This is a genomic window from Clostridioides sp. ZZV15-6598, from assembly GCF_020657705.1.
In the GTDB taxonomy this organism is placed as follows: Bacteria; Bacillota; Clostridia; order Peptostreptococcales; family Peptostreptococcaceae; genus Clostridioides; species Clostridioides difficile_F.
The window spans coordinates 1-12,677 of the sequence record NZ_JAGWCS010000117.1; the positions used below are offsets into that span (position 1 = coordinate 1).

Here is a 12,677-nt window from a genome sequence, read left to right on the forward strand (position 1 = left end):
GTTAATAACATATCCATTATTATTGTCAAAAGATAACTTATTCTAACTCTTTCTTTTAAGTCTTCTTTATGTAAAAATTTGTATCTGCTAATGCCTCCTCCCTTTAAATTATACTATATCTAGCAATCTTAGAAATCGTATTCCCAAAAGTAAAAATTATTTATCATATTAAATCAATGATAAATTATGTGTTATAGTAGTCCTAAATTATTCCTAAAATAACAATAAAAAAATTTATTAAATTCTAAAATTACTAGTTTTTATTTTATCAAACTATTCTTGATATAAATTATAATTTCAAACTTTGATTTTGTCAATATATTCTGACAATATTTTGCAAATTTATCGTCTTATATAGTAATTAAATCATATTAGGAATATATAGAAGTCTTTGATTAAATAAAAATAGAAAAGCGTACATATCCCCATATATTGTGATATTTAATATTTTAATTATCACCATTCACTATATTTTAAATAAATAGAAAGTTTATAGGGTTGAATACTTTTACTGTACATAAAAAATGTGTACCTCCAATTATAGTAATTAGATTTAACTTCTTTATTATCACTATTTTTAGGAGAATACACATTTTATTTTACATGTATAATGAATTTAAATTATCTCCATAAGTTTTAACTTGTGCTAAACCACCTAGACCTCCACCTATCATTACTGCTACAAATGGTCTTCTATATTTCATAAACACGCCAAATACTGAAGGTTCTGTAACTCCCATAAGTGCACTAAAACTTACTGTACCAAATAAGTGCTATTTGAGTAAAAGTAGTATTTTGTTCTATTGTCCTAACATTACTTACATACTATAAAATTTTTAGGTATCATAAATTATATAGTAATACATAAAATCTGGAGTTTATTTTTGTTTAAACATTCTAGTCCTATTTTTAAATAAATTTCAATAAAAATACTCCTATTTAGTCACTAACTATTTATCCAACTTATATTTAAGATAAATCGGTATATGCTTCACACCTTTTAATTCTTCATTACTTCTTAAAAGTTTATTATTATTTTCCATATCATAAATTTGTAACATTACTTTATTTACATATAGAGCATAATAATCATCACTATAAAAATATTGATATTCATATCGAGGGTCATCTTTATAATATACTCTATATAGTATTCCTTTGTAGCTTGCTTTCTTTGCTTTTTCTTTTGTAATACTCTTTATATTATCTTCTGAAATATCTTGCTTTACCATATACTTATTAATATATATTTCGGCCTCCTTCCATGGTTCAATGTAGTTTTTATATACAACAAACCCTGTTACACTTATAATACTTATAATTAATACTCCTAAGATAACTTTATATTTTTTCATGTTAATCCTCCTTCATTTATTGTTTAAAACTTACTATAATGCAAAAAAAAAAGAATGTTATCTTTTTTTATTAAAATATAACATCCCTCATATTTAGTATCAATATATATGCCCCAACTAGTAGGTTAAGAGACCCCACTGTCAGTATTTTGATTAAGTGGCGTATATATTGCACATTTTTAATCAACTTACTATATTTTATTTTGTCTACTATCACATATAACCTGTAATATTACCTCTGCTGCTTTTTTTGAACCTCCTGCACTATAAAAACTTTTTGATAGTTTAATTGCATTTTCTTTGTATTCATTGTCATTCATAACTTGAAATACTTCATCTTTAATATCTTCTGGCTTATTTTCTTTTAACATAAGCCCTGCACCCAAATAAGTAACTCTATTAGCTACCATTCTCTGCTCCGAATGTTGTGGAAATAATACCATAGGTACTCCATAATATAAACTTTCATTAACACTATTCATCCCACAATGAGTAATAAACACATCAGTTTCTTGAAGTATCGCAATCTGTTCAACGCTACTTTTGACCTCGAAATTATTTGGTATATTTCCTAAACTTTTAATATCAGTATTTCTGCCAACAGACATAATTACATCAACATCAAAATCTTTAAATGCGTCTATACAGTTTTTATAAAATTCTACATTTTTATTATTAATTGTACCAAGCGAAATATATATTAGCTTTTTCTTTCTCTCTTTAGGATCGACAATCACCTTTGATACTGATGGACCTACAAATGAGTACTTACTAGAAAAAGTCTCTACCATTGGTTGAAATTCTTTTGATGTATATACAATAGTATTTGTATCATTATCATTAGAAACTATAGAAATAAAGTTTTTTACCTCATATCCTTTTCTTCGTAAAAGCTTTATTTTTTTATTAATGCGTCTCATGCCAAAAACCATACGTATAATTTCCTTAAAGCTTTGTTTCATCATCTTTGCTGTATATTTATTAATCGCAAAAGTTGTTGTAGAGCATATATATGGAATATTAAGTTTTTGTGCAAATAATTTTCCCCAAAAACTTAACGAATCTGATACAATACAATCTGGATTAAAGTCCTTAAGCTCTTTACAGACTTTTTCATCTAAAGATATGGTAGTATCTACTATCATCTCAATTAACCCAGCAAAATCCTTACCAATTTTTTTCTCATCTCCAGAGCGTAATTCTGGAAGATATTTATCACAGCAAACAAATTTTGCTCCACTATCTTCAATTTTATCTTTAAATTCATTAAAAGAATAATACAATACTTCATTCCCTCTATCTACCAATTCACGAACTACCTCAACTGTAGGATTAGTGTGACCATATGCAGGAATACTGAAAAATACTATTTTACCCATATTTTATCCATCCTTTTATAAATTTTTTAAAAATCACTCTTCTTTATTTATTACTCCCATATGACCTATGAAATTTATCAAATCACGTTGGTGAACAATTCCTAATCCTCTTTCTTCATCTCCGAGTATTAATAATTTATCTCCTGCGTTTATATTAAATATATCCCTTGCTTCTTTTGGAATAACAATCTGACCACGTTCACCAACTACAACTGCTCCAAAGAAAAATTTTCCTTTAGGTGGTATTATAATACCTGATTTTTCTTCTGAATGATTAACTAAATCATCTAGTCTGACATTGTACAATTTTGCAAGTTTAATGCAACTATCTATATCAGGAGTAGATTCTCCATTTTCCCATTTTGCTACTGATTGTCTAGAAACATTAAGTTTTTCAGCTAATTCCTCTTGTGTGTACTGGTGGATTTTTCTTAGTCTTTTCAAATTCATATTAATCATATTTTTCATACCTCCTATGTTTATAGTATTATATTTATTACTTAAATTCTATCAACTAATCTTAACATTCATGTATATATTTATATATTTTTATACATAAACAAGAACTATCACAGAACAAATTTAATTTGTTCATGCAATAGCCCCTTTGTGCTAAATCACTTTGCTTTACTCACCTTTTCTTATATCATCTTCACCAATATCTTGTATTCCAACAAATATAAGATTTATTAGCTCTGTTAGTGATTTCCATTGTGATTTTTTTGAATCAAGATAATAATAATTTTTCGTTCCTTCTCTACGTACATTAACAATTTCTGCTTCTTTCAATATTTTAAGATGATGAGATACAGCAGGACGAGAAAGATGTGTTTTTTCTGTAATTTCTCCTACCCGTATACCATTGAAGTCACTCTCTAGGAGTGTAATTAAAATCAACTGTCTAGTTTCATCACCCATAGCAGAAATAGCTTTACGACATTCTTTAAATTTAGATGTTATTTCTTGTATTCTTTGCTGACATTCTTTTTCCATAAAATCCTCCATCTCTTATAAGTATCTAACACTTGCTGCTTCTTTTTGTGCAGTATGTCTATATTTAACATCTGGATATCCAATCACTAGCGTTGTAAGAATATGGTCCCTATGTTTTAAACTTAAAAGCTTTTTTAACTTTGGTGAATTATTTGCTACATCTGAAAAATATCCACTAAATAAAACCCCCAGACCATAAGATTCTGCCATTAGTGCCATATTTGATGCTGCAAGTGAACCACTAATCTTATCTTTTGTAACTATCATTATTGCAACAGGAGCATGCTTGAAGAAAAAATTATCATCAATCTCAACTTCCTTTGAATATTTAACAGCAATATTTGCAATAGGTTTTATTTTTCTAAAAAATTTCACTGCTTCCTTTTCATACATTGCTTTTTTATTGTCTAAAACAATATATGATACATCTTGTGAATTTTTAGCACTAGGTGTATATCTACCAGCCTCAATAATTTGCTTTACAATTTCTGAAGAAACTTCCTTATCTTTAAATTTCCGGATACTCCTTCTAGATTTAATTGCCATTAGTAATTCATCTGAATCTAAGTTTTGCTTATTTGTAAGTTCTATTGGTGGTTCATCAAATCCTGTCAGTGTAATAGCTTCTTTTGGACAGATTGCTGCACAGTGCCCACACATTAGGCAGTCTTGCTTTTTAATTGCTGATTTTTTATTTTCTATAATTATATTATTTACTGGACAATCATTTTTACAAAGTCCACATCCAATACAAAGGTCTTTATTAACTTCAATTATATGTTGATATTTCATATGCATTCATCTACCTTTCGTTCATTAGTTTAAACTATTATAACACGCAGATACTTTTTATATTCATTGGTAAAGAATTTGATTACCATTAAATTTTTAATGTATTTATTACGGAAATTTTTAATAGATTTTAAAGCATTAAAGGCTCTGTATAATAAAAAAAGACAAGCTTAAAATTTAAGTTTGCCTTTTTCATCTCTTGATACAAAATAAATTATATCTCTCTTTTTAGTAAATCTCTTCGTTAATCCTATTACAAGGAAAAAATTATATCACTATTATCTTTATATTCTTCTTATCTAATCTAAATCTTCACCATTTGAAGCAATTACTTTTTTATACCATTCAAAACTTTTCTTTTTCGTCCTTCTCAAACTTCCATTACCAATATTATCTCTATCTACATATATAAATCCATAGCGCTTTTCCATTTCACCTGTTCCAGCACTTACTAAATCAATAGGCCCCCATGTAGTATAACCTAATAAATCTACACCATCTATACAAACTGCATCATACATAGCTTTTATATGTTCTCTTAAATAATCAATTCTGTAATCATCTTCTACATAACCATTTTCATCAGCTATATCTTTTGCACCTAATCCATTTTCTACAATAAATAATGGCTTTTCATACCTGTCATATACATGATTTAATGTAATTCTTAAACCTAATGGATCAATTGGCCATCCCCATTGACTGTATGAGAGGTACGGATTTTTAGCAGATGTAAATATATTTCCTTCAGCTACATCATCTATATTTTCGTCAGTTCTGACACAACGGCTATTGTAATATGAAAATGAAATAAAATCTACTGTATATTTATTCAATAATTCAATATCACCAGGCTCCATTTCTGGTGTAATACCATTCTGCTCCATATACTTTAATGCATAGTTAGGATATTTTCCTCTAGATTGTACATCTACAAAGAAATAATTTTCTCTATCTAGCTTTGTAGCTTCCCATATATCATTAGGATTGCAACTATAAGGATACACACTTCCGGCTGCAAACATACAGCCAACTAAGTTATTTGAATCAACTTCATGTGCTATTTTAGTTGCAATTGCACTAGCTACAAGTTCATGATGAGCAGCCTGATATTTTATCTTTTCAACAACTTCACCTTCTTCAAAACAAATACCAGCACCCATAAATGGAGCATGTAAAATCATGTTTATTTCATTAAAAGTTAGCCAATATTTCACTAATCCTTTATATCTTCTAAAGATAACATTACATAGTTTCTCATAGAAACCTATCATTTTACGATTACGCCATGCACCATACTTTTCAATTAAATGCATTGGACAATCAAAATGTGTAATAGTCACTAGTGGCTCTATTTCATATTTTTTACATTCTTTAAATATATTTTCATAAAATTGAAGCCCCTTTTCATTTGGTGTTTCTTCGTCACCTTTTGGGAATATTCTACTCCATGCAATACTCATTCTATATACTTTAAATCCCATTTCACCAAATAGCTTTATATCTTCTTTATAATTATGGTACATATCAATACCAGTTTGAGCTGGATAATAATGTTCGTTGTCAAAATCAAACATTTTTAATCTTCCTGTAATAACTGCTGTTCTATCTTTTCCTGTTGGGCATACATCTACATTTGCTAATCCTCTTCCGTCTTTATTATATCCACCCTCACATTGATTAGCTGCAGTAGCTCCTCCCCATAGAAAATCTTTTTTAAAACTCATAGTTAAGCCTCCCGAAATTATAACTAAAGCATTAATCTATGTTAATGCTTTAGTTTTTACTAAAATATAACTGTAATCAGATTGTCCTCTAATTCAGCATTTTTACTTTCTGTTTCTACTACATCTAAAAATTGTGATGAATTTGTGATAACAATTGGAGTTACAACACTATACCCTGACTCTTTTATTGCATCAATATCAAAGTTTAATATCGTTTGACCTTTTGTAATTCTATCGCCTTGCTTTATACATGCCTCAAAACCTCTTCCTTCCAACTGAATAGTATTTAATCCAATATGAATAAGCACTTCAACACCTAAATCTGAAAGAATTCCTATAGCATGCAAACTAGGAAATAAAGTTGTAACAACTCCATCTACTGGTGCAACTACTTTTCCATCGCTAGGTATTATTGCTACACCTTGGCCTAGTACACCAGATGCAAATGCCGCATCTTCTATATCACTTAAATTTAATACTTCACCTTTTATGGGGCTTACTACTATTTCTTTTTCTAATTTAGTAGACTTAACTTCTTTTGTTTCCTCTTTTACATTATTTTTTACTTCTTTAGCTTTTTCTGTCTCCTTTTCTTTATATAAAACCATAGTTAATACAAAAGCTACAACCATTGATATAGCTATACCAGTAAGAGCTACTATTAAGTTACCCATTCCCCCATCTGGTTCAATCATTGCTGGAAGTTCGAATATTCCCATCCCTCCAGTTATAAACTTTCTAAGATTAAAGAATCCATAGAAACCTCCTCCAATACCACTAGCAATACAACTTATTATAAATGGTTTCTTTAAAGGTAATAATATTCCATAAATTGCTGGTTCTGTAACTCCAAATATACCAGATATAAAGTTTGGTATTGCCATCTCTTTTAATTTCTTGTCTTTAGTCTTAAAGAATATCGCCAATACAACTGCTGAACTTGCAAATGTACAAGCAAAGAATGGCATCATAACATTATCGTATCCTAAAGTTATAACATTGTTTATATATACAGGAATGAATCCCCAGTGCATACCAAAAATAACAAGAATTTGCCAAGTAAATCCTACTATAGCACCTGCTAACAGCGGACTAAAATCTCTTATAGAAATTACAATTTGCGAAATAAGTGTAGAGCCAAATGTTGCTATAGGACCTATAACTATAAGTGCAACAGGTACTGTTACTAATAATGTAAGCATTGGTACAAAGAAGAACTTAACTAAGTCTGGAACAATCTTGTTGAATAATCTTTCACACTTAGATGCAAAATACACTATAAATATAATTGGTACAACTGTACCAGTGTAATCAATTGATATCATTGGTAGTCCAAAGAAATCAATATATACTGGTGATGCAAACATTGTTCCTTTAAATAAAGTGTACATCACATCTGCACCTGCCGATATACTGCTACCTTGTATGGCAGGATAACACATTGCAGCGCCTAGTGCTAATCCCAACATTGGTTTTAGCCCAAATTTCTTAGCTGAAGTATATCCTAAAAATAAAGGAAGGAATGTAAATAATGCATCGCCTGCTGCATTTATCACCATATATCCACCAGATACATCACTATATAATCCCATTGCTACAAATAAAGCATTAAATCCTTTTAACATCCCACAAGCTGCCATTATTCCTAATACTGGCTGAAAAATTCCTGATATTATATTTATACCTTTATCTAGCATACTACCTGATTTTTTAGTTTCTGAATTTGTACTTGAGTCATCTAGGTCAATTATTTCAACGATATCTTTATAGACAGCCTCAACATGATTTCCTATGACTACTTGATATTGTCCTCCACTTTTCATTACAGTAACAATACCTTCCATATTTTTCAATACATCATCATTTGCTATACTTTCATCTTTTAAATTAAAACGTAATCTTGTGATACAGTGTACTAATCCACTAATATTTTCTTTTCCACCAACATTTTTTACTATGTCTTGTGCTAATTGTTTGTATTTTCCCATTTTCTCCTCCATATTTCTTTTAAATAAATTTTTTGAAATCTGAAGGTTTGGCCAACTCAATGTTACCATCCAACCATAGGTATAATTTTGTTAGTATCACTCCTTTCAATAACTCTTACTATTATACTACTGAAAAATTATTCAGCTTACATATTTGAATCTTTAACTACTTTAGCTAAATGTATTGTTAAATATATAAGTTCATCATCTGTTAATATGTAGTTATATTGTTTTTTAATAAAATTTTTAATCTTAACTACACATTCAAACTCTTTATTATACTTAGACTTAATAATGATTAATAACTCTTTATCTGTCTCACCTTCATGTGCACTATTTGAGAGTAATCTCTGTGCAAAAAATTTCAGATGCATTATAAATCTATAATAAAATACTGAATCCTCATGAAATTCTATCCTAAAGTGATATCTAACTATACTAAGTACTTCTTGTATTAACTTTGTAATATCAGATGCCAAGGTATGACCTTCACTTAACTGAGCATTTACTATATGAAAAGCTATAAATCCAGCTTCATCTTCAGGTAATTTTACACCTGTTTTGCTTTCAATAATATCAAGTGCTTTCATTCCAATTTCAAACTCTTCTTTATAAAATCTCTTAGTCTCCCAAAGTATTGCATTTTTTACGTTTATTCCTTCTTTCATTCTTTGAATTGCAGAATATGTATGGTCACTTAATGATATATAAATGCTTTCATTTAACTTCTTGTTTAACTTTATTTGTGCATACTCTATAATCTCACTTGATAATTTCATGTGCTCCATAGGAATATTATTAAGTAATTCTTGTAACTTATTTGATATTTCTTTATTTGATATTCTAAATACTTTATTTACTTTAGTTTTATCTATTAAATCGCCTTTTGATTTTTGATAACCAATGCCTTTACCCATGACAATAATTTCTTCATAATTATCGTCTAATGTAATTACAACATTATTATTTAATATCTTATTAATTATCATGATTATCCTCCTTTTGAGCATAAAAAAAGCTTATCCATAATAATGGGCATAATCCTTCCTAGGATACTGCTATTATTAATGAATAAGCTTAGCTTGTACTTAAACAATTACTACCTAATTCCAATTATTATGATAAAACATTAGGTATATTTTGTCAACGTTTTCTTTGAATATATTTCATCAATCCTCTAGGTTGCTTTCTTTTGTTAGTTATACTATTGGTTAGTCTTTTTTCATCATATGTAATTTTGTTATCCTGTATTTAATTTTTAGTTCATATTTTATATTTATTTAAAATATGATTATTTCACTATAATAAAAAAGACATTAACATTAGTTTATATCAATACGTTTTTGCAGATTTTAATAGTAAATACGACAACTCAAGAAACATATATAGTTATACTTTAACATAAATTTTACACCAAAATTTTTTATTCAAATCCTCCATAATTTTAATTACGAATAAATTAATTTTAATTACCATTATTAATCTTTTGATGGTTATTTTTTTTACTATCTATAGCTAGATATATTGCAAAATTTCCTGTTATCAATGTAAAAATGCTAACTTCTTTGATCATAACTAATGTTTTAGTCATGAAATTAACTGGATTTATCTCTCCAAACCCAGATGTATAATACAACATATCTAATACATTATTTACTTTACAATCAAACATTTGCATACCTAACAATTCAATTCCAATTGTGTTGAAAGTATAAAATAGTATAGTATAATCTAGCATCAAATTAATATAACTTCCAATTGAAAGAATAATAAGTCGTATCTTTCCATCAGTATCTCTTTCATCTTTTTTATAAGTTTTTTTAATAATATCCCTAATAAATACTAAAAAGAAATGTATTGGTCTTGATACTGCATATATATATATTACTATAAAAAATAATATACCTTTTGTTATTATATTAAATCTTTGAAATATATCATTTACTAATACTGTGTCTGGAAACATAATAGCTATTAGTACTATACTTAGAAATATAATAGTTATTAAGTCAAAGATATTTATTATTTTTTGATTGAATATTTTTGTTATAATAAATATCCTTATCTTTGATTGTAGTGTATTTCCTTTCTTTTGTATCAAATTTATCTTATAGTCTTTAGATATTACTTTTTTAATAAAAAAATAAGGAATTGCTATAGATATAGCAGAAAATATGGCTATTAAAATATAATTTTTTTGATTTATTTTTATCATTCTATAGACATCATATATACCAATTAATATAAAATTATATAAAGCTAACATTAGAAAGAATTTTTTCGTGACATCAGCTAATTCCTTATTGAAATTATTTTTCCCTTTTATCTTTGAATAATTGTATATTGAAAATGTAGGAGAAAGAATAATTAGGCTTTTTTTCTGTTTTTCTATAAAATTTTTTATCTCTTCATAATATGTTTCTTTCATTTTCATCCTTCCTAGAGTGGTAACTCATCTCTTATTTTTATATTTTTATAATCAAATCCAGGTGGAACTGGTTTATATCTTTCATCTTTCATCTGTAAATTATAATCTTTCTTTTGAAATTCTCTTAAGCATCTGATGTCTATTTCACCAATTAAGACTAGGTCATTTTCTCCCCCTGTTATCTGTAGTATATTTCTTTTAGCAGACTTTGAAGGACTTATTATTCTATTATCACCTAATTCAGAATTATTTACTTGCACAAAATAGCAATGAACATCTCTTGATAATGATTCTATAATATTTGCATAGTAATTCACATCTTTATTATGAACACTTCCTATAAGCATGTCTACATGCGATGTAAACAACGCTCTATCTTTTATATTTGCTAATTCGAAACAACTATAAGAGGAAAAATCAATATTATTCCACCTTATTAAGTCATACTCCTTACAAAATATTTCTTGATTAATCTCCTGGCATAAATCACAATCTGATATATTTCCACAGTTAGATTTACTTGTTTTACGCTCTGATGATTCATCTAACCTATCAGTTATTTCTATATCTTTATAATTTATACATTTATTTAAATTATGCTTTTCTTTGTTTTTTTCATACTCTTCTTTATTCATCATAATAGGTAATTTCCAATTAAAACCCTTAACATATTCTTTTTCTCTAGGAGAATAGTGATTTTTTAACCTCAGTTTTACAATAGTATATTTATAGTCATTATATTTTTCAGGCAGTATAGTCGCTAAATAATTACAACATAGTTCATTTTCATAAATAATATGTTCTAATCCACATATTATCGCAACATTATGCCTCATTGAAAACTTTGATATAGAATCCAACCATTGATACGGAATACTCACTTCTGGAAATATAATTATATTAGCCCCATTTTTAACTGCATCATTTAGCAATCTATTAATTTTCTGAATACGTCTGCTTTCCAAATTTGGAATTTTAGAAAAACTTGAATCTATATCTTTTTCATTTACTTTCATATGTACAATTCCAATTTTTATTTTCTCACTTTTATTATCATTTTTTATATCTAGAATATTAATATTAGACTCTCTCTGTGTTAATATATAATCATTAATACTATATTTATGCCTACTAAGTTTATTTTCTTTTACTTTGATCTCTTCTCTATATTGATTAATGTATTTTATTAATTGTTTTATAATCTTAATATCAGACTCTTCTTCAATATAATTACACAAAATTTTCTCTATATCGCTTTCATCTAATATTTTCCCTTTTAATTTTATTTTATCAATGTCTGTACATATATGATTAAGTGAAGATTCTTCGATTTTTATATTGTTAATTATTTTAAATTTAGTTATTGCAGCTTCTATATATCCTATACCACTAATTATTTCACCTTTTGATATTTTTAAATTAATATAGAATAGTATCAATTCATGTAAATGAATAAATCTAGGTGTATATCTTGCATTATTTATTGAAATATCAAATACACATTTATTATGAGATGGTTCTAGTGACTTATAACAATTATATCTATCCTGATAGTTTCTATTCAGTTTTGTACACTTAAGATTTGACCTTATTTCTGTATTTACATATCTATCTTCAATTAGATTTATATCCTTTTCAGCTTTATTCTCAATTACACATATTGTATAATTCATTAATGTTTCTCTTACTAAAAGATGTCTAATCATATTTGATTTTCTTATATATTCTTTAGTGGAATATATATCATTAAATTCAACATCTATATAATTAATTATTGCTTTCTTACTTACCTCAGACTCTATATTAATCAAAGTACTATTTAAAGATTTTTTAATTATTCTATGTATTTCTAAATTCATTTTAATGTTGTCTTTTTCTATAATTTTTATTTGATGAGAAAATAACTCATCATTTAAAGCATATACCATAGATATACATATACTTAAATGCTCAAATAAACACTTTTTAGTTTGACTTAATACTTCTTTCTTTAAATTTCGATTATTGATATATAC

The 12,677-nt window shown here is 27.2% G+C and carries 11 protein-coding genes and 1 pseudogene; all 12 read right to left on the bottom strand.

Going from position 1 to position 12,677, the window contains the following annotated elements:
- Nucleotides 1-599 precede the first annotated feature (599 nt).
- Complete coding sequence (locus KGF50_RS16960; protein WP_227849157.1) at nucleotides 600-740, bottom strand: hypothetical protein; 141 nt, start codon at nucleotides 738-740, stop codon at nucleotides 600-602.
- A gap of 210 nt (nucleotides 741-950) precedes the next feature.
- A complete protein-coding gene (locus KGF50_RS16965) occupies nucleotides 951-1,355 on the bottom strand; it encodes a DUF3139 domain-containing protein (RefSeq protein WP_227849158.1) in 405 nt (134 codons plus the stop codon).
- 191 nt (nucleotides 1,356-1,546) lie between these two features.
- Nucleotides 1,547-2,734 carry a macrolide family glycosyltransferase gene (locus KGF50_RS16970; protein WP_227849159.1) on the bottom strand — a complete coding sequence of 396 codons (1,188 nt, stop codon included), beginning with the start codon at nucleotides 2,732-2,734 and terminating at the stop codon, nucleotides 1,547-1,549.
- Between the two features lie 33 nt (nucleotides 2,735-2,767).
- Nucleotides 2,768-2,983, bottom strand: a complete 216-nt coding sequence (locus tag KGF50_RS22595) for an AbrB/MazE/SpoVT family DNA-binding domain-containing protein (protein ID WP_413926829.1) — start codon at nucleotides 2,981-2,983, stop codon at nucleotides 2,768-2,770.
- Nucleotides 2,984-3,010: 27 nt separating this feature from the next.
- Nucleotides 3,011-3,202 (bottom strand): annotated as a pseudogene (locus tag KGF50_RS22600) (helix-turn-helix transcriptional regulator); the annotation flags it as partial.
- 159 nt (nucleotides 3,203-3,361) lie between these two features.
- Nucleotides 3,362-3,727, bottom strand: coding sequence for an ArsR/SmtB family transcription factor (locus tag KGF50_RS16980; protein WP_227849161.1), 366 nt, complete (start codon nucleotides 3,725-3,727; stop codon nucleotides 3,362-3,364).
- Nucleotides 3,728-3,742: 15 nt separating this feature from the next.
- On the bottom strand, nucleotides 3,743-4,519 hold the full coding sequence (locus tag KGF50_RS16985) for a nitroreductase family protein (RefSeq protein ID WP_227849162.1): 777 nt from the start codon (nucleotides 4,517-4,519) through the stop codon (nucleotides 3,743-3,745).
- A 299-nt stretch (nucleotides 4,520-4,818) separates the two neighbouring features.
- Nucleotides 4,819-6,246, bottom strand: a complete 1,428-nt coding sequence (locus KGF50_RS16990; RefSeq protein WP_227849163.1) for a 6-phospho-beta-glucosidase — start codon at nucleotides 6,244-6,246, stop codon at nucleotides 4,819-4,821.
- A gap of 59 nt (nucleotides 6,247-6,305) precedes the next feature.
- Entirely contained in the window at nucleotides 6,306-8,234 is a 1,929-nt protein-coding gene (locus KGF50_RS16995; RefSeq protein ID WP_227849164.1) for a beta-glucoside-specific PTS transporter subunit IIABC, read from the bottom strand.
- 146 nt (nucleotides 8,235-8,380) lie between these two features.
- Nucleotides 8,381-9,223, bottom strand: a complete 843-nt coding sequence (licT, locus tag KGF50_RS17000; RefSeq protein WP_227849165.1) for a BglG family transcription antiterminator LicT — start codon at nucleotides 9,221-9,223, stop codon at nucleotides 8,381-8,383.
- Between the two features lie 476 nt (nucleotides 9,224-9,699).
- Nucleotides 9,700-10,662: a hypothetical protein gene (locus KGF50_RS17005; protein ID WP_227849166.1), complete on the bottom strand. Its 963-nt coding sequence runs from the start codon at nucleotides 10,660-10,662 to the stop codon at nucleotides 9,700-9,702.
- An 11-nt stretch (nucleotides 10,663-10,673) separates the two neighbouring features.
- On the bottom strand, nucleotides 10,674-12,677 hold a 2,004-nt coding region (locus KGF50_RS17010; protein WP_227849167.1), incomplete at its 5' end, for a carbon-nitrogen hydrolase family protein.

What these genes read in the sequence shown, in the direction of transcription:
- KGF50_RS16970 (WP_227849159.1), bottom strand. Translation starts at nt 2,734, where the DNA reads ATGGGTAAAATAGTATTTTTCAGTATTCCTGCATATGGTCACACTAAT.
- KGF50_RS16980 (WP_227849161.1), bottom strand. Translation starts at nt 3,727, where the DNA reads ATGGAAAAAGAATGTCAGCAAAGAATACAAGAAATAACATCTAAATTT.
- KGF50_RS16965 (WP_227849158.1), bottom strand. Translation starts at nt 1,355, where the DNA reads ATGAAAAAATATAAAGTTATCTTAGGAGTATTAATTATAAGTATTATA.
- KGF50_RS16995 (WP_227849164.1), bottom strand. Translation starts at nt 8,234, where the DNA reads ATGGGAAAATACAAACAATTAGCACAAGACATAGTAAAAAATGTTGGT.
- KGF50_RS17005 (WP_227849166.1), bottom strand. Translation starts at nt 10,662, where the DNA reads ATGAAAGAAACATATTATGAAGAGATAAAAAATTTTATAGAAAAACAG.
- KGF50_RS16990 (WP_227849163.1), bottom strand. Translation starts at nt 6,246, where the DNA reads ATGAGTTTTAAAAAAGATTTTCTATGGGGAGGAGCTACTGCAGCTAAT.
- KGF50_RS16985 (WP_227849162.1), bottom strand. Translation starts at nt 4,519, where the DNA reads ATGAAATATCAACATATAATTGAAGTTAATAAAGACCTTTGTATTGGA.
- KGF50_RS16960 (WP_227849157.1), bottom strand. Translation starts at nt 740, where the DNA reads ATGGGAGTTACAGAACCTTCAGTATTTGGCGTGTTTATGAAATATAGA.
- licT (WP_227849165.1), bottom strand. Translation starts at nt 9,223, where the DNA reads ATGATAATTAATAAGATATTAAATAATAATGTTGTAATTACATTAGAC.